The 23,053-nt window shown below is 48.1% G+C and carries 21 protein-coding genes; 20 read left to right on the forward strand and 1 reads right to left on the reverse strand.

The annotated features are described in order from the left end of the window. The first annotated feature begins 56 nt into the window (after positions 1-56). The 4 genes from CLOSYM_RS13350 (at position 57) to srtB (ending at position 3,369) form a co-directional block, all read left to right on the forward strand. Positions 57-662, forward strand: coding sequence for a SipW-dependent-type signal peptide-containing protein (locus tag CLOSYM_RS13350; protein ID WP_021642505.1), 606 nt, complete (start codon positions 57-59; stop codon positions 660-662). A 73-nt stretch (positions 663-735) separates the two neighbouring features. After that, complete coding sequence (locus CLOSYM_RS13355; protein ID WP_021642506.1) at positions 736-1,359, forward strand: SipW-dependent-type signal peptide-containing protein; 624 nt, start codon at positions 736-738, stop codon at positions 1,357-1,359. 110 nt (positions 1,360-1,469) lie between these two features. Continuing rightward, positions 1,470-2,360, forward strand: coding sequence for a hypothetical protein (locus CLOSYM_RS13360; protein ID WP_021642507.1), 891 nt, complete (start codon positions 1,470-1,472; stop codon positions 2,358-2,360). A 214-nt stretch (positions 2,361-2,574) separates the two neighbouring features. Next, the gene (gene srtB, locus CLOSYM_RS13365) at positions 2,575-3,369 is read left to right on the forward strand and encodes a class B sortase (protein WP_021642508.1); all 795 of its coding nucleotides are present in this window, start codon (positions 2,575-2,577) and stop codon (positions 3,367-3,369) included. Here the strand turns inward: srtB and CLOSYM_RS13370 are convergent. Further along, the gene (locus CLOSYM_RS13370) at positions 3,364-4,782 is read right to left on the reverse strand and encodes a spore germination protein (RefSeq protein WP_021642509.1); all 1,419 of its coding nucleotides are present in this window, start codon (positions 4,780-4,782) and stop codon (positions 3,364-3,366) included. The genes srtB and CLOSYM_RS13370 overlap by 6 nt on opposite strands. Before the next feature lie 550 nt (positions 4,783-5,332). Between CLOSYM_RS13370 and CLOSYM_RS13375 the strand changes: the two genes are divergently transcribed. From CLOSYM_RS13375 to CLOSYM_RS13450, 16 genes are all read left to right on the forward strand, one after another. Beyond that, entirely contained in the window at positions 5,333-6,199 is an 867-nt protein-coding gene (locus tag CLOSYM_RS13375; protein WP_044902428.1) for a YitT family protein, read from the forward strand. A 13-nt stretch (positions 6,200-6,212) separates the two neighbouring features. Then, positions 6,213-6,977 carry a tRNA threonylcarbamoyladenosine dehydratase gene (locus CLOSYM_RS13380; RefSeq protein ID WP_021642512.1) on the forward strand — a complete coding sequence of 255 codons (765 nt, stop codon included), beginning with the start codon at positions 6,213-6,215 and terminating at the stop codon, positions 6,975-6,977. A 25-nt stretch (positions 6,978-7,002) separates the two neighbouring features. Further along, positions 7,003-8,355 (forward strand): MATE family efflux transporter, encoded by a 1,353-nt coding sequence (locus CLOSYM_RS13385; protein WP_021642513.1) that lies wholly within the window; start codon positions 7,003-7,005, stop codon positions 8,353-8,355. Positions 8,356-8,542: 187 nt separating this feature from the next. Next, positions 8,543-10,462, forward strand: coding sequence for an NAD(+) synthase (locus CLOSYM_RS13390; protein ID WP_009296750.1), 1,920 nt, complete (start codon positions 8,543-8,545; stop codon positions 10,460-10,462). 26 nt (positions 10,463-10,488) lie between these two features. Beyond that, positions 10,489-11,289, forward strand: a complete 801-nt coding sequence (locus CLOSYM_RS13395; protein ID WP_021642514.1) for a TrmH family RNA methyltransferase — start codon at positions 10,489-10,491, stop codon at positions 11,287-11,289. A gap of 146 nt (positions 11,290-11,435) precedes the next feature. Continuing rightward, entirely contained in the window at positions 11,436-11,870 is a 435-nt protein-coding gene (locus tag CLOSYM_RS13400; RefSeq protein WP_009296748.1) for an NfeD family protein, read from the forward strand. Positions 11,871-11,876: 6 nt separating this feature from the next. After that, entirely contained in the window at positions 11,877-12,821 is a 945-nt protein-coding gene (locus CLOSYM_RS13405; protein ID WP_003499988.1) for an SPFH domain-containing protein, read from the forward strand. A gap of 128 nt (positions 12,822-12,949) precedes the next feature. After that, positions 12,950-14,140, forward strand: coding sequence for a patatin-like phospholipase family protein (locus CLOSYM_RS13410; protein ID WP_044902429.1), 1,191 nt, complete (start codon positions 12,950-12,952; stop codon positions 14,138-14,140). Positions 14,141-14,228: 88 nt separating this feature from the next. Further along, entirely contained in the window at positions 14,229-14,537 is a 309-nt protein-coding gene (locus CLOSYM_RS13415) for a DUF6637 family protein (RefSeq protein WP_044902427.1), read from the forward strand. Between the two features lie 5 nt (positions 14,538-14,542). Beyond that, positions 14,543-15,523, forward strand: a complete 981-nt coding sequence (locus CLOSYM_RS13420) for a biotin--[acetyl-CoA-carboxylase] ligase (protein ID WP_003509407.1) — start codon at positions 14,543-14,545, stop codon at positions 15,521-15,523. A gap of 158 nt (positions 15,524-15,681) precedes the next feature. Next, on the forward strand, positions 15,682-16,782 hold the full coding sequence (gene mutY, locus CLOSYM_RS13425; protein ID WP_021642518.1) for an A/G-specific adenine glycosylase: 1,101 nt from the start codon (positions 15,682-15,684) through the stop codon (positions 16,780-16,782). 20 nt (positions 16,783-16,802) lie between these two features. Then, entirely contained in the window at positions 16,803-17,720 is a 918-nt protein-coding gene (locus CLOSYM_RS13430; RefSeq protein WP_003499995.1) for a diacylglycerol/lipid kinase family protein, read from the forward strand. Positions 17,721-17,900: 180 nt separating this feature from the next. Then, positions 17,901-19,025: an RNA polymerase sigma factor RpoD gene (gene rpoD, locus CLOSYM_RS13435; RefSeq protein ID WP_003499996.1), complete on the forward strand. Its 1,125-nt coding sequence runs from the start codon at positions 17,901-17,903 to the stop codon at positions 19,023-19,025. Positions 19,026-19,161: 136 nt separating this feature from the next. Beyond that, positions 19,162-19,833: an epoxyqueuosine reductase QueH gene (locus CLOSYM_RS13440; protein ID WP_021642519.1), complete on the forward strand. Its 672-nt coding sequence runs from the start codon at positions 19,162-19,164 to the stop codon at positions 19,831-19,833. A gap of 166 nt (positions 19,834-19,999) precedes the next feature. Next, entirely contained in the window at positions 20,000-20,902 is a 903-nt protein-coding gene (pfkB, locus tag CLOSYM_RS13445) for a 1-phosphofructokinase (protein ID WP_021642520.1), read from the forward strand. A 130-nt stretch (positions 20,903-21,032) separates the two neighbouring features. Then, positions 21,033-23,018, forward strand: a complete 1,986-nt coding sequence (locus tag CLOSYM_RS13450; protein WP_021642521.1) for a PTS fructose transporter subunit IIABC — start codon at positions 21,033-21,035, stop codon at positions 23,016-23,018. Positions 23,019-23,053: the final 35 nt, after the last annotated feature.

Here is a 23,053-nt window from a genome sequence, read left to right on the forward strand (position 1 = left end):
ACAATAAAACAGGTAGTGAAACTTGACACTACCGAAAATTATTTGGAGGTAGAAAGATGAAAAAGAAATATGCACTTGCATTAGCGGCAGCGGCAATGGTTGGAACCCTGGCAGTAGGAGGAACTCTGGCCTGGTTTACGGACACAGAGACGGCGACAAATGTAGTAACAATGGGAAATGTGGATATTACGCTTAGTGAAAATGGCGGAGAAGACGGCGTAATCGAAGAAGACGGCTTAAAATATAAGGATATTATGCCGGGCGACAAATTCCAGAAAACAGTTACAATCAAAAATAATGAGAATGACGCATACGTCAGAGCCGTTATTACAGTAAGCGGCGACGAGGCAGTTATGGCTACCTTTGAAGATGAGAAAGCGGAAAACGATATTAAATTTATAGGCCTTGACGAAAATGCGAAATGGACCAAGAATGAGGATGGCTCATACAGCACAACCGTATATTATAAAAACAGTGCCTCCAATAACATCATGACCAATGGCGAGAATGTGGTTTTCACCGTGTTTACAGACATTCAGATTCCGGGCGAAGAATGGGATAATGTTTTTGCAAATAATTCTTTCAATATCAAGGTAGATGCAGAGGCAATCCAGGCTGCCAACTTAACTGAGGAAGATGCATGGAAGGCGATGACAAAGTAATAACGGATAAAGAAGAAGCTTATAAAAGAATTGTGAAAATATTAAACTGAAAAATTCGGAGGTATAAAAAATAATGAAGAAAAAATTAGTCCTTTCCTTAGCAGCAGCGGCATTAGTTGGTACTTTGGCAGTTGGAGGAACCTTGGCATGGTTTACAGATACTGAGACGGCAACGAACGTAGTAACAACCGGCAATGTAGATATTGCATGGTTTGAAGGTGACGGAAATGTTGAGAAGAAGATTACCGACAAATATACCGGTATACAGTTTGGAACAGAAACTCCGGTTACACCTGGACAGAATTTAGATAAAGAGGCTCGTATTAAGAATGAAGGTAAAAATGCTGCATATATTCGAGCTAAGATTGTATTTCTTGAGGGTGAGAATGAAATTAGCAAGCCTGAGTATATGGATATAATTGGTAGAAATTCAAACTGGGAAGAGGGGGATGACGGATATTACTATTATAAAGATATTGTCACACCGGGCAATTGGACAGAGAAGATTATGACGGATATCACAATCGACCCGGCTAAAGCAAATAACGAGAATTTTGCTGATAAGAAAATCACAGTTCGTTTGGACGCGGAAGCTATACAGTCTGATAATCTTGGCGATAATGTAACAAGCTGCAAAGCGGCATTCGAGTTGGGCAGTGGTAATATCATCAGTTATGACGTTGAGACCGAGGAATAATACTCTTCGTTTAATCACAATAAAAGCTATTTCAGGTCAGGAATCCCTCTGTTAAGGGGAGCGCCTGAAAACCAAATAACCATGATTAGCAGCGAGAGAGGTTTGATGCTATGAAAAGAAATCTATTAAAACGGATAATAGCGGGCTTCTGGGCGGCGGCATTCGTGGGAATGAGCAGCATGACTGCACTCGCTGCAGACTCAGTTGATGTAAATGGCAGTGGCAGATACGCCGGCGATACCGATGTCGTGGTCGGATACCAGGATAAGGATCTCTTCACCAACATGAAGGAGCTGATGCCGGGTGATACGATAGACAATCAGGTGGCGCTCTCCAATAAGAGCAGCCGGGCTGTTACCATTTACCTGAAGGCATATGCTGACTTTACCAGTGCCGACAAAATGACCGCGGTCAGGGATAAGAGTACGGCGTCCGCCGACGGCAAGACCTTCCGTAACGATATCCTGGATCAGATAGAGATGACGCTGAAGCTCGACGATAAGGTTATCTATGAGGGAAGCGCCGACGGAGTGAAGCCAAAGGCGGGTTACGAGTCGATGACAGCCGGTAATTACGGCATTGCTCTCGGAAGCTTTGCGGCAGGTACACAGAAGAATATGGTGATTACACTGAAGCTTCCCGGCCCGACCTTTGACAATGATTTCATTGATACCTTTGACGCGGTAGACTGGGTCTTCTGTGTTGAGGGAACCACACCCTCCGGTGGAGGAGGCGGAGGCGGCGGAGGCGGCCCGTCCGGCGGAGGAAACTCCAACAATGGACCGGGCAGTGTGACAGAGATTATTGATTCGGAAGTTCCGCTTTCACCCTGGACCGGAGAAGACGGCAGTATCGTCATCCTGGATTCCGGAGTTCCTCTGGCTAATATCCCGAGGATGGGCGATACCGGCATCAGCGGATACATATTCGGTATTCTGCTGGCCCTGCTGATTGCAGCCGGCGCACTCTATATGAAAAAACGTTACAGTGTTCAAAAGTAATAATTTTTAAATACAGAGCAGTTTTAATTGAAGAGCAGCGGGGGGATACGAACCGCTGCTCTTTTTTATTTAACAGGAAAGTCCTCCTGTTAAATAAAAACCGCTCCGCGGAGGATCGCACTGCGGCGGTAGGGAATAATGTCGCCGAAGCGACCCGCCGCAGGCGTAGAATCCCGCGAGCGAGATTCTTTCTTAGATTGGGAGGTAGAAGGAGATGGGCAGAAAATTTATGCAGCACGTGTTTACTCTGATTGCCCTGCTTGGGATAGCGGCGGCACTGTTTCTCGGATATAAGCTGGTAAAAAAGGAGCTGGATTACAGAAAGGGCCAGGAAGCCCTTGAAGATATCTACCGGGTGATGGACTCTGCCGTTTATGAAACGGAAGAATATTCAGGCCTCGATGCGGCGGAAGAGAAGGAACGGCAGAATCGTCTGAGACTGGCACAGTACGAGGCTCTGAACCGCCAGAATCCGGATATGCAGGGATGGATTCGTATCGAAGGCACGAAGGTGGACTATCCGGTCATGTATACCCCAGACGAACCGGAATTTTATATCAACCGGAATTTTGACAAAGAGAAATCCTCCTATGGAATGATTTTCATAGACGGGGACTGCCGGGTGGATCAATCTACACCAAACATTCTGATTTATGGCCATCATATGAAAAACGGGGATATGTTTGCCGAAATCGAAAAATACAACAGCCGTGAATTCCAGGAAGCCCATCCCTATGTTAAATTTGATACGCTGGCAGAAACAGGAACCTACCAGGTGATCGCAGCCTTCAAGCAGCCGGCTTCCCGGCTGGATGAAGACTTTAAGACCATGCTGCTGGCAAAAGATGAGGAGCAATATGAAAAGCTGATGAATTACTTGAAAATTCACCGTTTTTATGATACCGGAGCGGAGGCTGTCTGGCCCGACCGGCTTATCACGCTTACCACCTGTGAGTATACCCAGAAAGACGGGAGGTTCTTTGTGGTGGCAAAGAGAGTGGAATCATGACTCTCTTTTTTCCTCATGGGGAAGCCGGTTGCGCACAAGCCGCTTTTTTAATTCACTGAAGCTAAATGGAACCAGTGGATAGATATAGCTTTTTCCGGCAATCGTCTTGTTGAATATGAGGCACAGGACACTGATAACGGTTCCTGCGATAAAGCCCCAAAGATTGAAGAAAGCGGTCAGCAAAAGGAGCATCACCCTCATGAACTTTAAGGCATATCCCAGCTCAAAGCTTGTCTGGGAATAGTTTGCAATGGTGACAAAAGCCATATAGAGCATGGTTTCACTGTTGAACCAGCCCGATTTAACCGAATATTCGCCGAGGACGATACCGGCGATGACACTCAGAGGCGTTGTCAGCATACTGGGGGTGTTGACCGCAGCCAGACGCAGGCCGTCGATGGCAAACTCCAGAATCAGGAGCTGGAATATCAGGGCCACATGGACATCGTCGGTGACCTGGATAAAGGCAAGCCATTCGGGAATCCAGCTCGGATTCTGCATAAAGAGCAGCCACAGAGGCGTCAGAAACAGCGTCAGAAAGAATATCAGCATTCTGGACAGCCTCAGATAAGTTCCCGTAATAGGCGGAAAGTAATAGTCGTCTGCTTCCTCAATAATGTCAAAGATGGATGACGGCAGTATCATTGCGGAGGGGGAGTTATCCACGAGTATAATGATATTGCCTTCCAGGATGGATGCAGCCGCAGTATCCGGCCTCTCGGAAAAACGGAACTTTGGAAAAGGATTGTACCATTTATGCGGATAAATGCACTCCGCCAGGCTTTCCTGATTCATGGTAAGGGCATCCACATGGAGTTTCTCAATTCTGCCTTTTATTTTAGCCAGAAGATCCTCGTCAACTCTTCCGTCCATATAGCAGATGGCAATATCGGTGTGGGAGCTTTCTCCTGCATTCATAATCTCGACCCGCATTTTCGGATCGCGGATACGACGGCGGATCAGCGCCGTATTAAAAACCAGAGTCTCGACGAAACCGTCCCTGGATCCTCTCAGCACTTTATCCTTTTCCGGTTCGCTGACGCCTCTGGCCGGGTATGTGCGGCAGTCTATGGTGAATGCCTGCTCATATCCGTCAATCAGCATGCATGGCACGCCGGACAGAAGCTGGGTTACCAGGAGGTCTTCCTCCGTCTCCAGCCCTATCTCGCCGTATGGCAGGTACAGCTTGGAAAATTCGTGTGCCGTATCAGGCATTGCCTCCGGTTTAATGCTCCCAAAGGACTGGAGGATACGAAGCAGCGTATCATCCTTTGTAAAACCGTCAATAAAATAGATACAGGCATTCCGTCCGCCGACGCGGATGACACGGTATACCACATCAAAGTTGATATCGGGACGCAGCAGCTTTTCAAAGCGCTGCATATTGGTCTCCAGTTTATTTGAGATTTTCATAAAATAGCTCCTCTCATCCAGAATTATGCAAATGAATTTTAGAATTATGGAAAGTATGTGTAAATTTCTAAAAATTATGAGTGAATAAGTCCGCAGGAAATCAAATATAATATCGGGTAGTTTCCTCCGGCAAAAAAGATTTGTGCATATTGACAGGATTTGATTGACAAAAACAGTATAAAATGTTATATTTACATAAGCAATAAACTATTTGATGTAACGGTTAGTGAACGTGACCGGAGGAACTGCCTTCTGTGGGGGAAAGGCGGTTCCTTTTTTTACATGGCGGTGAAAGGTCCGCAGTATGCGCTTTGTACCGCCAACTATAAAAATTACCGTCAGGAGGTATAGAATGAGTTCCGAAGACATCGAAAAGAAGGGATTAGGAGCGGAAGAGAGCAACAGGATGTACGAAAGCAAAGGCGCCGCAGGGCAGCCTGAAAATAGAGAAGCAGATAATACGGCAGGAACAGATAATCCGTCGGAAGAGGATAAAGAGGCGGAGACAGGCGAGATAGCCAGAAAAGCGCAGGAAATTAAAGACAGGGCCATGCAGATACAGAAAATGAAAGCAGTCAGAAATGTCATTACATTTCTGGCAGTCGTTATTTCTGCTGTTTTGCAGGCTTTTGTTATACAGGCTTTTATCCGGCCGGCGGAGCTTTTGTCCGGCGGATTTACCGGTATTGCAATCTTAGTGGAGATGCTGACCTCTACATGGGGAATAAGCTTTCCCACATCACTCGGAATGCTGTGCATTAATATTCCGGTGGCGATTATCTGCAGCCGCGGCATCAGTGTAAGGTTTACGGCTTTTTCCCTGTTCCAGGTTTTCCTTACCAGCGGATTCCTGCAATTCCTGCATTTTGAACCGCTGTTTGACGACCCGGTTCTGAATGTTATATTCGGCGGTTTTTTAATGGGAATTTCCATTGTGATAGCCCTGAAGGGCAATGCCTCTTCGGGAGGAACCGACTTTATCGCCCTCTATGTTTCAAATAAAACGGGCCGTTCCATCTGGGGACAGGTCTTTATCGGGAACTGTGTGCTTTACTGCATATTCGGCTTGTTATTCGGATGGATGAACGCAGCGTATTCGATTCTCTTCCAGTTCATATCCACTAAGACGATTTCGACCTTCCACCACAGGTATGACAGGGTGACTCTGCAGATTACGACGGAGAAGGCCGACGAGATGATGGAGGCGTATATCCGGGTATGCAAGCACGGAATCTCTTGCGTGGAGGCTGTGGGCGGTTACAGCAGGAAGAAGATGTATGTGCTTCACACGGTAATTTCTTCCTATGAGGTGGATGATATTATAAGGCTGATGCGGGAAGTAGATCCCCATGTAATTATTAACGTGTTTAAGACGGAGCAGTTTTATGGCAAGTTTTATCATGCTCCGATGGAGTAGAGAGGTTTAACGGATGGATATGGCACAGAGACGTGAATTTATAAGGACGGAACTGATACTGGGAAGAACCGGGATGGAAAAGCTGAGGGAAAGTACGGTGGCAGTCTTTGGAATCGGAGGCGTCGGCTCCCACTGCGCCGAGGCGCTTGCCAGAAGCGGCGTCGGACGTCTGATTCTGATAGATAATGACGATGTTTCAGTGACGAATATCAACCGCCAGTGCGTTGCCTACCACAGTACGGTGGGGATGAAAAAGACGAAGGTAATGGAAGGGATTATCAGGGAAATATGCCCGGATACGCAGACCATGACTTTTGAAACGTTCATTCTGACAGACAATATTCAAGAAATTTTCCTGGCGGCGGGACGGGTGGATTACATTGTGGATGCAATCGATACGGTGACGGCGAAGCTGGCGCTGGCCCAGTATGCCGGGGAGGCAGGGATACCGCTTATATCATCAATGGGAACAGGCAATAAACTGCATCCGGAACTGTTCCGGATTGCTGATATATCGGAGACGTCTGTCTGCCCGCTCTGCAGGGTAATGAGGAAGGAACTGAAAAGCAGGGGGATTCAAAGGCTGAAGGTGCTGTTTTCCACAGAGAAGCCGGTGGAACCGGAGCCTGAGCTGGAAGAGCAGCTTATCAGAGAGGAGATATCGGAGAACAGCTCGCGCCGTTCGGTGCCGGGCAGCATCGCATTTGTTCCGCCGGCGGCTGGTCTGCTGATCGCCGGAGAGGTGGTCAGGGAACTGGCATCGGCGAGGGGAAAATAATAAGGAGGGAGAAAAAGTGAGTAGGATGAAAGGGAAAAAAGACGGCAGTGTTCTGATGACAGAGGGGGTAATCTGGAAACAGCTCGTTATTTTTTCGATTCCGTTACTGATAGGCAATCTGTTCCAGCAGCTTTACAACACGGTGGATTCCATTGTTGTGGGGCAGTTCATCGGCAGTGAAGCCCTGGCGGCGGTAGGGTCCAGCACGCCTCTAATCAACCTGATTATTGGAATGTTCATGGGAATTGCAGTCGGATCCGGCGTTATTATTTCCCAGTATTACGGGGCAAAGAGCGAGGACAAGATGGGGTGGGCGGTTCATACGTCCATAGCCCTGAGCATCATCGGAGGCATTCTTTTATCGGTTGTGGGCATCGTGTTCTCACCGTCTATTCTGCGGCTGATGAAGACGCCGCCGGAGGTTCTCGACACATCTGTCCTTTATTTCAGGATTTATTTTCTGGGTTCGCTGTTCAATCTGTTATACAATATGGGGGCCGGTATCCTGCAGGCGGTGGGAGACTCCAGGCGGCCTCTTATATTCCTGTGCATTTCTTCTGTTACCAATATTGTCCTTGATCTCCTTTTTGTAGCCGGTTTCCATATGGGAGTTGACGGCGTGGCATGGGCGACGATTATCTCGCAGTTTGTGTCGGCCGTACTTGTTATGTCAGCTTTGATGAGGACAAAAGATATTTACCGGCTGGAACTTAGAAAAATCAAAATAGATAAACGTATGATGAAACGGATTCTACGCCTCGGGATCCCAAGCGGCATCCAGCAGTCCATTATCTCCCTCTCGAATGTGGTGGTGCAGGCCAATGTCAATATTTTCGGCTCAACCGTGATGGCCGGATTCGGGGCGTATAATAAGGTGGACGGCTTTGTGGTACTGCCGATGCAGAGTTTTTGCATGGCAGCTACGACTTTTACCGGACAGAATATCGGAGCGGGAAAACCGGAGCGGATTCGGGAAGGAATTAAGCAGGGAATGATCATCTGCGTATCGGTATCGGCGCTGATCTCTCTGCTGCTGTTTTTCGAGTCGGAGCGTGTGCTTTCCATTTTCTCATCCGATCCCGGGGTAATTCACAACGGCATGATTACGATGCGTATCCTGGTCGGATTCTATGCTGTGCTGGCAGTACATCAGATTCTTATGGGAGTCATGCGCGGAGCGGGCAAATCGATGGAAACAATGCTGATTTCCGTCGGAAACATGTGCGTGCTCAGAATGATTTACATAAAATTAATAATACCGGTGTTTCCAAGCTACGAGGCTGTTTTATGGTGTTATCCGATAACGTGGATTACAACGATTCTGATGGATATTATTTATATGAAATGGGGAAAATGGAAGGTAACAGTTCGGCTATGATGTATTCCGCGAGGCGTTTTTTCCGTTTCTGTGCATCATTTGTTGCAGTTTGGCCAAAGGCTGAACTGTAACAATGTTACCGGGAGAACACTAATAAATTGACATTTTCTGCTATTGTATTTAAAATAAGAGATTGAATAAAATGGCAATTTGATTTGACATATAACCTGCAAAGGAGACAATGAATATGAAGGACGGTTTTATCCGTGTTGCGGCGTCAACACCGGAAGTAAAAGTAGCGGATGTGGAATATAACAGAGAGCAGATCTGCTGCAGAATCATAGAGGGAAGGGAACGCGGAGCCAAAATCATGGTATTTCCTGAGCTGGTTCTGACCGGATATACATGCGGGGAACTGTTTAACCAGAAACCGCTTCTCACAAAGGCCAGGGAAGAATTGAAAAAGCTGGTGGATTTTACGGCAGGAAGCGACATGCTGGTATTTGCCGGTGTTCCGTGGGAGTATAATAACAAGCTCTATAATACAGCCGCCGCCATTCAGGACGGGGAGCTGCTTGCCCTTATTCCCAAAATGTGCCTGCCGAACTATTCTGAATTCTATGAGCTGCGCTACTTTAATCCGGGATTTGAAAAGCCGGTGGCAGTTCCCTGGGAGGACGGCTATGTTCTGATGGGGAGCAAAATCCTGTTCAACTGTGCCAATGTGGAGAACCTGGTGGTGGGAGCAGAGATCTGTGAGGATGTCTGGGTGCTGAATCCGCCCAGTATCGGCCATGCTTCGGCCGGAGCCACGGTGATTGTAAACTGTTCCGCCAGTGATGAGACGACAGGCAAAAGCGATTACAGGAGGAGCCTTATCTCGGGCCAGTCGGCAAGACTGCTCTGCGGATATATCTACGCCAATGCAGGTGAAGGAGAATCAACCCAGGATCTGGTTTTCGGGGGGCAGAATATTATTGCTGAGAACGGTACCATGCTGGCAGAATCGCGCCGCTTTGAAAATGAGACTGTCTATGCGGACATGGACCTGGAGCGCCTGGAATGTGAGCGCCGAAGAATGACTACCTATCAGACGGCGGGGCGGGAAAATTATGTATTTATCGACTTTAGCCTGTATGAGGATGAAAACAGGCCGGAGCGTTTTATCGACCCATCCCCATTTGTGCCGCAGGATGAGGAGAGCAGGAACAGAAGGTGTGAGGAAATTCTTTCCATTCAGGCCATGGGACTTAAGAAGAGATTAAAGCATACGGGATGCAGGAGTGCGGTAATCGGTATTTCCGGCGGACTCGATTCCACCCTGGCGCTGCTTGTCACGGTCAGGGCCTTTGATCTGCTGGGGCTTGCCAGGGATAAGATTATCTGCGTCACAATGCCGTGCTTCGGGACTACGGACAGAACCTACCACAATGCCTGCTATCTGACAAAAAAGCTGGGTGCTTCCCTTCTGGAGGTAGACATAAAGGATGCGGTGGCAAACCATTTCCGCGATATAGGACATGATTCTTCCGTTCATGATGTGACATATGAAAATTCCCAGGCCAGGGAACGGACCCAGGTCCTGATGGACATCGCCAATAAATATAACGGGATGGTGATTGGTACCGGCGATATGTCGGAGCTGGCGCTGGGCTGGGCTACCTACAACGGCGACCATATGTCCATGTATGGAGTCAACAGCTCCGTTCCAAAGACGCTGGTACGCCATCTGGTAAGGTATTTTGCCGATACCTGCGGGGAGAAAGAGCTTTCGGAGGTACTGCTCGATGTGCTGGATACCCCGGTCAGTCCGGAACTTCTGCCGCCTGAGAAAGACGGAAAGATAGCTCAGAAAACGGAGGATCTGGTAGGTCCGTATGAGCTGCATGATTTTTATCTGTACTATATTCTGCGCTACGGCTACCATCCGGGAAAGATTTACCGCCTTGCCGTCATGGCTTTTGAAGGAGTTTATGATAATGCAGTGATTTTAAAATGGCTGAAGGTATTTTACAGAAGATTCTTCAGCCAGCAGTTTAAACGTTCCTGTCTTCCTGACGGTCCGAAGGTCGGCTCGGCGGCCGTGTCTCCGCGTGGGGATCTGAGGATGCCAAGCGATGCATGCAGCAGGCTGTGGCTGGAGGAGCTGGAACAGATTGAAATATAGTTTTATGGTCATTACGGAGGACACAGATGATAACGAGTACCGGAAATAACCGAGTGAGGTCGGTATCTGCGCTGGCGAAAAAAGCAAAGATACGGAGGGAACAGGGACTGTTTATTGTGGAGGGGGCAAAGATGTTTGCCGAGCTGCCGAAGGACAGGCTGAAGGAGACATATGTTTCGGAGAGCTTTCTGAGGCAGCATGGTGAAAAGGCGTCGGAGCTTTTACAAGGGATCTGTTTTGAGGAGGTGTCCGACGATGTAATGAAATATATGTCGGATACACAGACGCCCCAGGGAATTCTGGCGGTGGCCGCTCAGCTTTCCCATTCTCTTAATGAAATTGTGAAAGGGGATGGGATAAAGAGGGACAGTCCTGCCCACCTGATGATTCTTGAGACAATCCAGGATCCCGGGAATCTGGGAACAATCCTGCGGGCCGGTGAAGGCGCAGGAATCACCGGGGTAGTCATGAACAGTGCAACGGCTGATATTTATAATCCGAAGGTGATACGTTCCACAATGGGTTCTATCTACCGTGTTCCCTTTGTCTATGTGGAAGATTGGCAGCAGGCCATCGGCAGGATTAAAGCGGAGGGAATCCGGCTCTATGCCGCCCACTTAAAGGGGAAGGTAAGCTACGAGAATGAAGATTACCGTACGGATACGGGATTTCTCATCGGCAATGAGGCTAACGGACTTACGGAGGAGACGGCGGCGATGGCGGACTGCTATGTCAGGATTCCGATGGCCGGTCAGGTAGAATCCCTCAATGCGGCTGTGGCAGCCTCCATTCTCATGTTTGAGACTGCACGGCAGAGAAGAAATTAATATTTAATAAAATATTAGTTTTTAGTTTATAAATGAGTAATAAAAATGTAAGTTTAGAATATTCTGCCATATGTTGCTAAATGTCTGAAAAAATACTATAATAGTATCAAGGAGTATTTCCTTTAGTTAAGAAAGGAGAAGAAAGTATGGCATGGATAATCTGGCTGGCAGCTTTTGTGATTCTGATAGGGATAGAAGCTGCAACAATGGCGCTTACGACCATCTGGTTTGCCGGAGGTGCAATTATCGCTTTTTTACTGGCTTTACTCGGAGCAAATTATAATGTTCAGATGGCGGCATTTTTTATTATTTCCTGTGCGCTGCTTTTCTTTACCCGGCCCTTTGCGCTGAGATTCGTCAATAAGAAGACGGTTAAAACCAATGTGGAGGGACTCATCGGGAAGAAAGCCAGAATCACGGCCGACGTGGATAATGATCTGGCTACGGGAGCCGCTGTTGTGTCGGGGCAGGAGTGGACGGCGCGTTCGTCCGACGGGAAGCCGATTAAAGAAGGAACTATGGTAAAGATAGACGCAGTCAATGGGGTAAAATTGATTGTAAGCAAAGTTGAGGAGGAGTAATAGCATATGGGAGCATTTATAAGTTTTGTCATTCTTGCGATTATCGTCCTGCTGGTACTGGCATCATGCATCAGGATTGTACCGCAGGCACAGGCACTTGTCGTTGAGCGTTTAGGAGCTTATCTGGAAACATGGTCTGTAGGCATTCATTTTAAAGTGCCGTTTATTGACCGGGTGGCAAAGAGAGTTCTTCTGAAAGAGCAGGTAGTGGATTTCGCACCGCAGCCTGTTATCACAAAAGATAATGTCACAATGAAGATTGATACGGTAGTCTTTTTCCAGATTACGGATCCGAAGCTGTTTGCATACGGGGTGGAGAATCCTATCATGGCGATTGAGAACCTTACAGCTACAACGCTCCGTAATATAATCGGTGATTTGGAGCTTGACCAGACTCTGACGTCCAGAGAGACTATCAATACAAAGATGCGTGCCGCGCTTGATATCGCCACCGACCCGTGGGGCATCAAGGTAAACCGTGTGGAGCTTAAGAACATCATTCCTCCGGCAGCCATTCAGGATGCGATGGAGAAGCAGATGAAGGCAGAGCGTGAACGGCGTGAAGTTATCCTGCGTGCGGAAGGTGAGAAAAAATCAGCGATTCTGGTTGCAGAAGGCCAGAAGGAGTCGGTAATCCTGGAAGCAGAGGCAGAGAAAGCATCAGCAATTCTCCGTGCGGAAGCAGAAAAAGAGAAGAGGATCCGCGAGGCGGAAGGTGAAGCGGAAGCGATTCTCAAGGTACAGAAAGCGAATGCAGACGGTATCCGCTATATCCGGGAGGCCGGAGCCGATAATGCGGTACTCCAGATTAAGAGCCTTGAGGCCTTTGCGAAGGCAGCGGACGGCAAAGCGACTAAAATCATTATTCCCTCTGAGATTCAGGGAATTGCGGGCCTCGTAAAGTCTCTTGCAGAGGTCGGAATGAAGGACGACAGTAACGGCAACGCGTAATAGGCAGCAGGAATAATAGAAAACCGGATTAGTCCGAGGCAGTCAGGAAATGCTCGAGGCAATCCGGTTTTTCCTGTACAGGTGGAACAATGGAGAATGAGAAAAAGCCGGAAAGCAGCCGGCGCAGGATGGTCAGGAAAGTCAACCTGGGCCAGGATAAGATTAAACTGGATTTATCCAGAGAATATGGGCTGGTACTGGAGGGAGGCGGAGCTAAAGGCTCTTTCCAGATAGGCGCCTGGAGGGCGCTCAGGGAAGCCGGAATCAAGCTAAAGGGCGTCTCGGGCGTGTCGGTAGGGGCACTCAACGGGGCGCTGATTTGCATGGATGATCCGGAGAAAGCGGAGGATATCTGGCATAATATCAATTATTCTGCGGTTATGGATTTTAATATGAACACTGGCAGTATCCTGGAGACGGCCGAGGAAATTAAGAAACTGATTAAAGACCGCGGAGTAGATATTACGCCTCTTAAAAAGCTGCTTCATGAAACCGTAGATGAGGAAAAGATCAGGAATTCCCATTGTGAACTGTTTGCAACGACTTTTTCAGTATCCGATATGAAGCTCCTTAATATAGACGTCAAATCTGCATCAGAGGGTAAGATGGAGGAAATTTTACTGGCCAGCGCATTCTTCCCTGTTTTTAAGACGGAGAAGCTGAGCGGAAAGCTCTATACGGACGGCGGCGGTTTTAACAATGTTCCTCTCGATGTGCTGGTTGACCGTGGCTATCAGGACGTGATCGTAGTCCGAATCTACGGACCCGGCTATGACCGTGAAAAGAAAGTAAAGATACCGGAAGGGACCAATATCTACCACATCGCCCCTAGGGAAGAGCTGGGCGGAGTGCTTGAATTTGACAAAAAAAGAAGCAGGAAGAATATGGCGCTTGGGTATCTGGAGGCCTCGCGCCTCCTATACGGCCTGGACGGACGGAGATATTATATCTATGCCCCGTATGAGGAACCATATTATTTTGACAGGATGATGTCTGAACTGGAACTCTTAAAGATTTATCTGGAATCTGTCCTGGATGAAGAGGCGCTTGCTTATCTCGACGGATACCGTTTTTATACGGAGAATGTGTTCCCGGAGCTGGCCAGGGAGCTCAAGCTGAAGCCGGATTGGGATTACAAGGATATGTATCTGGCAATACTGGAGGAGCTTGCAGTTACTTTTAAAATCAGCCGATACCGTGTTTACAAAGCGGATGAACTGGCCCGGGAAATCCATAAATCTTTACTGAAAGCTGACGGGAGACTTCCTTTAGCGGGTGAGGACCCCGCCGGTCCGGCCGCGTCCTCCAACCACAACTAAATATTTTTTTGACAAGCGGCCGGTATTTATGTAAAATAAGAAGGATCTGAAGATAATGCACGACCAAAACATTAAAGGAGAGAAAAGGATGGTAATACAGGAAAAAAAGAGAAACGGAAGAGTCTCTTCTTTTGTTTTAGACACACTTCATGTTATTGTGGGAATCCTGATAGTCATCCTGGCAGTTCTGGCTTTTTTAAATCCGGATGAGAACCGGATTTTGTTCCCGGCCATCTTTCTTCTGGCCGCATTGCTGAATTTTGCCAACGGCTATGATCGCTTTCATAATAACAGAGGAAAAAAGAAAAAGAGATTTGCAGGCGCGGCACTGATGACCGCGGGAGTGGGACTTTTCCTGCTTTGTGTGGTTAGTGCGCTTACAATCTGGTGGGGGTAAAACAAGTGAAGACAGAAGTTTTGCGTATGCTTAAAGAAGCAGAAGGATATATATCGGGACAGGAGATTTGCGAGAAGTTCAATGTTTCCAGAACAGCCGTCTGGAAGGTGATCAAGCAGCTCGAGACAGAAGGATATCTGATAGAAGCCGTCAGAAATAAGGGATACAGGCTGAAGATGGCCGGCGATATATTAAGCAGGGCTGAAATTGAAAGCAGTATGAATACGAAATGGGCCGGGAAGAAGGTACTCTATTTTGACGAGACCGGTTCCACGAATACAGAAGCCAAGCAGGCGGCTGAGGCAGGCGCTCCTCATGGAACGCTGGCAGTGGCCGACTACCAGAATATGGGGAAGGGACGCAGGGGAAGAATGTGGACGTCACCCCGTGGCGTGGGCGTCTGGATGAGCCTGATGATCCGACCGGAGATTCATCCGTCCGCCGCTTCCATGCTGACTCTGGTGGCAGCCCTGGCCGTATCGGAAGGAATTGGGAAAACCTGCGGCCTGGAGACTCAGATTAAGTGGCCGAATGACATTGTGGCGGACGGAAAGAAAATCTGCGGCATTCTCACCGAGATGAGCACCGAGCTGGAATGCATCAATTACGTGGTTACAGGCATGGGAATTAACGCCAATATGGAGGAGCTTCCGGAAGAGATTAAGGATGTGGCAACTTCCATCCTTTTGCAGACGGGAAAGCGTGTAAAGAGGAGCCAGCTGATAGGCGCAGTGATGGAGTCTTACGAGAAATATTATAACGTATTTATGGAATCCGGCAATATGTCTGGGCTGCTGGACGTCTACAACAGCCATCTGGCTAATATGCAGCGCTCCGTCCGTGTCCTTCAGCCGGGCAGCGAATATGTGGGTACGGCACTCGGGATTAACGATGCCGGCGAATTGCTTGTGAAGACGGAAGACGGGGCAGTCCACCAGGTGATTTCGGGCGAGGTTTCTGTCCGCGGCATATACGGCTATGTATAACAGCGTACTGTTCCCGGCCTTATTGAGGCCCGGAGGACGCGTACGGAACGGACCATGTCCGGTGTGGCGAGGGGGGAGACTGAGTCTTTCGTCCCGGCGAAAACCTGGCTTTGGGGCGTAGCGTGCAGGTTATCGTTTTGTGAGGCGCAGAGGAAATTATGGAATATCTTTATAGTAAATTAAAAACACTGGAACGGCCGGATACGCCTTTAACAGAAGATGAAAGATTAAGAGCTGTCAGAGGGCCGCTGCTTCACTGGTATGACAACAACAGAAGAATCCTGCCGTGGAGGGAAGAACCGGAGGCCTACAAGGTCTGGATTTCGGAGATTATGCTCCAGCAGACCAGGGTAGAGGCGGTCAAACCTTATTTTGCACGGTTCATGGAGGCACTGCCCGACGTCATAAGTCTGGCCGCGGCAGATGAGGAAACTCTCCTAAAGCTCTGGGAGGGGCTTGGGTATTACAGCAGAGCCAGAAATTTAAAAAAGGCGGCCCAGGTAATAGTGGATGAGCATGGAGGGGTAATGCCGGATTCCTATGATAAGCTTCTTAAGCTTCCCGGAATCGGCAGCTATACGGCGGGAGCCATATCATCTATCGCCTTTGGGATACCCGAACCAGCGGTGGACGGCAATGTCCTGAGAGTGATATCAAGACTGCTTGCTGATCGCGGGGACATTACGAAAGCAGGCACAAAGAAGCGTTATGAGCTTTTAATAAGGGATAATATGGACAGGGAGAGGGCCGGCGATTATAACCAGGCTCTTATTGAACTGGGGGCTATTGTGTGTATCCCGGCAGGGAAGCCGCTGTGCGGTGAATGTCCGATGAATTCCCTGTGTCTGGCTTTAAAAGGGGAACTGACGGATGTGATTCCGGTAAAGGCTCCTAAAAAACCGAGAAGAATTGAAGAAAAGACAATATTTCTTCTCGAATGGGAGGATAAAGCCGCTATACGAAAGAGGAGTGGAAAGGGGCTTCTGGCTTCCCTCTATGAATTTCCCAATATTCCGGGACATGCAGGGGAGGAGGAGCTTTCAGAAGTTCTCGGGCTTCCGAAAGAGGATATTCTTGCCTCTGAGAGACTGCCTGACTCGGTCCATATCTTCTCTCATGTGGAATGGCATATGACTGGATACCGTGTTAAAATAGCAAAAGAACATCCGGAATTGTTTCATATGGTAAAAAAAGAGGAAATATTTTCAAAATATCCCCTGCCAAATGCATTCGGAGTGTATACAAAAGCTTTAATGTGAAATAATGAGAGGGAAGGCCTATGAAAAAAATGATTTTCGTGTTCAATCCCAGATCGGGCAAGGAGCAGATACGCAGTAAACTGCTTGATATATTGGATATATTTACGAAATATGGCTATGAGGTGTCGGTGTATGTAACACAGAAGCCGTTAGATGCCATGCAGATCGTATCACGGCGCGGGAGAGGCAGGAGCCTTGTAGTCTGCAGCGGCGGAGACGGCACGCTTAATGAAGTCGTATCGGGACTGATGACGATTGAAGAGGGAAAAAGGCCTGTCCTGGGATATATTCCCTCAGGTTCCACGAATGACTACGCGTCCAGCATCGGAATATCGAAGAATATGAAGAAGGCGGCTCTCGATGCTGTCAGCGGCGGAACGACTGCCGTCGATGTGGGCAGATTCGGGGAAGACAGATATTTTGTCTATGTTGCGGCATTCGGAGCATTCACAGAGGTTTCCTACAGTACGCCGCAGGAGGCCAAGAATCTTCTCGGCCATCAGGCCTATATGCTGGAGGCCGTGAAAAGAGTTACAAATCTGAAAGCTTACAGAATGAAATTTGAATGGGAAGATAAAGTGCTGGAGGATGAATTTATTATCGGAATGATTACCAATACCATCAGCATTGGAGGATTTAAGGGGCTGGTCGGCCTTGATGTGGCCCTGGACGACGGTGAATTCGAGGTTCTTCTTGTCCGTAAACCCAGGACACCCAAAGATATTGCAAGTATTGCTTCTTATCTGATTCTTCGCGAGGGAGAGAACGACTGCGTATATCAGTTCCGGGCCAAAACTTTGAGAGTGATTTCCCAAGAGCCGGTAGACTGGTCGCTCGACGGCGAGTACGGCGGCAGCAGAACGGAAATTCTGATAGAAAACAAGAGCCGGGCGGTGTCGATTCGGCGCCGGGCGTCGTCTGTTGTCGAAGCTTTGTGAAAAACTAAGAGAAAAGCTTAGAAATATGTTGAAAAAAATTTTTGGTTAGTATATAATAAAAGGCCGAGTACCAATTTACAATACGCAGCTGTTCAGAACCGGTTATTCAGAATTAAGCCGATTGGATAGCCGCTACTGAATTATAATTTACAAACTTCTTAGGCGAAAGGACGTTAATTCGTGGAGAAAGAAAATTTTTTAGAGAAGCTAAAACGACTTGTCGACCTGGCGAAAACAAAACAGAACGCACTTGACATCACAGAAATTAACAATTTTTTTGCCGGGGATAATCTGTCAACAGAACAGATGGAACAGATATACAGTTATCTGGAGAACAGTAATATTGACATTATCCCTGAAGTAATCGATGAGACAATACTGGCGGAAGATGACGCTCTGCTTCTGGATGATGCAGATGACGATTTTCTGAAGGAAGAGGAAGAGATTGATCTTGATGCGATTGACCTTCTGGAAGGAATCGGCACGGAAGACCCGGTGCGCATGTACCTGAAGGAGATAGGTACAGTTCCGCTTTTAAGCGCTGATGAGGAACTGCGTCTTGCCAAGAGGAAGGCGGAAGGCGATGACAATGCAAAGGAACGTTTAATTGAGGCCAATCTCAGGCTTGTAGTTAGTATTGCGAAACGTTATACCGGCAGAGGCATGAGCTTTCTCGATTTGGTACAGGAAGGGAACCTGGGCCTGATTAAGGGTGTTGAAAAATTTGATTACACAAAAGGATATAAGCTGAGTACATATGCTACCTGGTGGATTCGGCAGTCTGTCACAAGAGCGCTGGCAGATCAGGCAAGGACGATCCGTGTTCCTGTGCATATGGTTGAGACAATTAACAAGATGTCGAAGATGCAGAGAAAGCTGACGCTGGAACTGGGGTATGAACCGTCGGTAGCAGAGCTTTCCGAAGCACTCGAGATGTCGGAAGACAAAGTAATGGAGATCATGCAGATAGCCAGGGAACCGGCTTCGCTGGAGACACCGATTGGAGAGGAAGACGATTCCAACCTGGGTGACTTTGTAGCGGACAGCAACGTTGTGACTCCGGAAGGTAATGTGGAATCCGTGATGCTGAGAGAGCATATCGATGCATTGTTAGGAGATTTGAAGGAAAGAGAACGTCAGGTTATCGTTCTCCGGTTCGGTCTTGAAGACGGACATCCAAGAACACTGGAAGAAGTGGGGAAAGAATTTAACGTTACCCGTGAGCGTATCAGGCAGATTGAAGCCAAAGCACTCAGAAAACTGAGAAATCCGGTCAGAAGTAAACGAATCCGTGATTTCCTGTAATCAGTAAAGTTGAATATTATTGGCAGCCTGTGTGCTGAAGGCCAATTGTGTATTACAGTTATGTACTGCGCATGGGGCTTTTGGCGGCAGGCTGTTTTTTTACGGCGGTCCGGCTGTAATATAAGGAGGAAAACGTATGGAAAACAAAAAGAACTACCAGCTAGAGTTGGAAAAAGTCATCGCACAGGCCAAACGGGAAGGAGACGTCCCTACCCTCTTTCTTCATAGCTGCTGTGCTCCCTGCAGCAGCTATGTTCTTGAGTACCTGTCCGAATATTTCAAAATTACAGTTTTTTATTATAATCCCAATATCTATCCCCGCGATGAATATGAGGAGAGACTGGGAGAGATTCGGCGTCTGGTCAGGGAGATGCCGTCGGGCTATCCTGTGGAATTTGTGGCGGGTGATTACAGGCCGGAGGAATTTTTTCAGATGGCGAAGGGACATGAGGAAGACGAAGAGGGGGGCGAACGCTGTACCTTATGCTTTAGAATGCGGCTTTATGAGGCGGCAAAGCTGGCCAAAGAGGGGGGATTTGACTGGTTCACGACAACCCTCACCATCAGTCCGATGAAGGATGCTGCGAGGCTGAACCGGATTGGCGAGGAAGCGGGGGAAAAATATGGGGTCCGTTTTCTGAATTCAGATTTTAAGAAAAAGAACGGCTACAGACGCTCCGTAGAGCTTTCGCAGGAATATCATCTGTATCGTCAGAATTACTGCGGCTGTGTCTATTCCAGACGTGATGCAGCCAGCCGTGAAAATCAAAGCGGCGGCTGTCGAAACGGCAATAGGCAGAATGACTAAAAAAAATATGTTTAAAATGCAGGTTTTCAGGGTAAATTATGCATAATGATGAAATTGGAAAAGAAATGGAATTTCATGAAGATATCTATTGACGAAATGAAAGATACGTATTATTATGATGTCAGATGGTGAAAATATATTTCATATAGAAGAGGAGGAATGACGTATGATTTACACGGTTACATTTAATCCGGCTCTGGATTATGTGGTGAAGGTGGATAATTTTACGACAGGAACCGTTAACAGAACCGTATCGGAAGAAATTTTTTACGGCGGCAAGGGGATAAACGTATCTGCTGTTTTAAAGGAACTGGGGTATGCCAGCACAGCGCTGGGATTCGTAGCGGGATTTACCGGAGATGAGATAGAGCGTGGTGTCAGGACACTTGGATTTGCAAGCGATTTTATTCGTGTGAAAGACGGGATGTCCCGGATCAATGTCAAGATGAAGTCGGACAATGAGACGGAAATCAATGGCATCGGGCCGCAAATCACGGAGAGTGATGTGGAAAAGCTGTTTGAGAAGCTGGAGAAGCTGGAAAACGGAGATATTCTCGTGCTGTCCGGCAGTATCCCGAAATCGATTGACGACCGGATTTATGAAACAATTATGTCACGCCTCGACGGAAAAGGGATAAGAATCGTAGTAGACGCGACGAAAGATCTGCTTCTCAATGTTCTGAAATACCATCCGTTTCTGATTAAACCGAATAACCATGAACTTGGTGAAATGTTCGGTGCAGAGCTAAAATCAGATGAAGATATCATAACCTACGCCGGAAAGCTGCAGGAAATGGGGGCCGTCAACGTACTCGTGTCCATGGCAGGCGACGGGGCGATTCTTGTCACGGAGGAGAAAGAGATTTATAAGATGGGTGTTGCAAAGGGAACGGTAAAGAATTCGGTCGGAGCCGGAGATTCGATGGTGGCCGGATTCATTGCAGGATATCTCGACAAACGGGATTACGCCTATGCTCTGAAGCTGGGAACGGCATCCGGTAGCGCTACCGCATTTTCGGAGGGAATAGCGACAAGAAAAGATATTATTGAACTTCTTGAGAAGCTGTAACCATCTGGAAAATAGTATGTAAAGGTAATAGTTCAGACAGGTCTGCGCACTCGCTGCAGTAACAGTTCATGCTGTCTGAATTGTTACAAATAAAGGCTCATGAGAAGCAGGGAGAAATCAGGAGGACATCATGAAGATTACAGATCTGTTAAAAAAAGAAAGTATTGCTCTTGACGTGAAGGTCGATTCCAAAGGAGCCGCCATTGACTATCTTGTGGATTTGATGGATAAGAGCGGCAGGCTGAATGATAAGGAAGGATATAAGAAAGGTATTCTGGCCAGAGAAGCCCTTGGAAGTACGGCTGTCGGAGACGGAATTGCCATTCCCCATGCAAAGGTTGCCGCGGTCAATGAACCTGGTCTGGCAGCCATGGTGGTGCCGGAGGGCGTGGACTATGAATCATTTGACGGAAGCCCTGCCAATCTTCTGTTCATGATAGCGGCCCCGGACGGGGAGGCTGATGCCCACCTGGAGGCTCTTTCGAAGCTTTCCATGGTTTTAATGGATCCGGACTTTAAGAACGCCCTTGTTAAAGCGAAAACTGCAGATGAGTTTTTGAAACTTATCAATGATAAGGAAGCGGATCGTTTTGCCCCTGCAAAGGAAGACGGCGATAAGAAGAACAGCTCACCGGAGAAAACGGCGGAGATGGATGCCGAAGAAAATAATACTGCCGCCACCGGCAGCAATGATGCGGGACAGGTAAAATACCGGATTCTTGCCGTAACGGCATGTCCGACCGGAATCGCCCATACCTTTATGGCGGCGGAGAATCTGTCCAGGACAGGAGAGAAGCTTGGATATCCCGTCAAAGTGGAGACGAACGGTGCAGACGGAGTACAGAACCATCTGACAAAAGAGGAAATCGAGGCAGCGGACGGTATCATCATAGCGGCCGATAAGAATGTTGAAATGGCCCGTTTTAACGGTAAGCCGGTCATAATAGCGCCTGTTTCCGACGGTATTCACAAAGCGGAAGAACTGATTAAGAAAATTGAGGCCGGAGAAGCGCCCATTTACCATCATGCGGCAGACGGCGGAGCCGGAGAGACGGAATCTGCCGACAAGGAAAATCTGGGAAGAAGCATTTATAAGCATCTGATGAATGGTGTTTCCCATATGCTGCCGTTTGTAATCGGCGGCGGCATCCTGATAGCCCTGGCCTTCCTGTTTGATGATTATTCACTGGATCCCGCCAATTTTGGTAAGAATACGCCGCTGGCGGCCTATCTGAAGACAGTGGGAGAGCAGGCGTTTGGCATGATGCTTCCCGTTCTGTCAGGTTTCATTGCCATGAGTATTGCAGACCGTCCGGGACTGGCAGTCGGCTTTGTCGGCGGGCTGGTGGCTAAGATGGGAATGACTTTTGCCAATCCGGCAGGAGGCGATGTGAATGCCGGGTTCCTGGGAGCACTGCTGGCAGGATTTATCGGCGGATACCTTATCCTGTTGTTGAAGAAGGTATTTAGCAGGCTGCCGAAATCACTGGACGGAATTAAACCGATTCTTTTATATCCGGTTCTCGGCATTTTTCTGGTAGCTGTAATCACGACGATTATTAATCCTTTTGTCGGAGCCATCAACGACGGCCTGTCCAATCTGCTGAACAGCATGGGCGGAACCAGCAAGGTGATTCTTGGCATGGTGGTCGGCGGCATGATGTCCGTAGATATGGGCGGCCCTGTCAACAAAGCGGCCTATGTATTCGGAACGGCGCAGCTTGCGGAAGGCAACTTTGACGTTATGGCGGCAGTAATGGCAGGAGGTATGGTTCCTCCGCTGGCCATTGCTCTGGCAACCACATTTTTCAAAAAGAAATTCACGGTAAAAGAGCGTCAGTCAGGTCTTGTAAACTATATTATGGGTTTGTCCTTCATCTCGGAGGGAGCTATCCCGTTTGCTGCCCAGGATCCGCTGCGCGTGATTCCATCCTGTATTGCAGGCTCAGCCGTAGCAGGAGGTCTGTCCATGCTCCTTGGCTGTACGCTCAGGGCGCCGCACGGAGGTATCTTTGTTCTTCCGACAATCGGGAATCCAATCGGGTACCTGGCAGCTGTGGCGGCCGGATCTGCAGTGGGGTGTGTGATTCTCGCGGCTCTTAAAAAGAATGTTTAATTGATAGTTAAGCAGGTGAGGACGCCGCCGGTACG

The organism is [Clostridium] symbiosum ATCC 14940, assembly GCF_000466485.1.
Taxonomy (GTDB): domain Bacteria; phylum Bacillota; class Clostridia; order Lachnospirales; family Lachnospiraceae; genus Otoolea; species Otoolea symbiosa.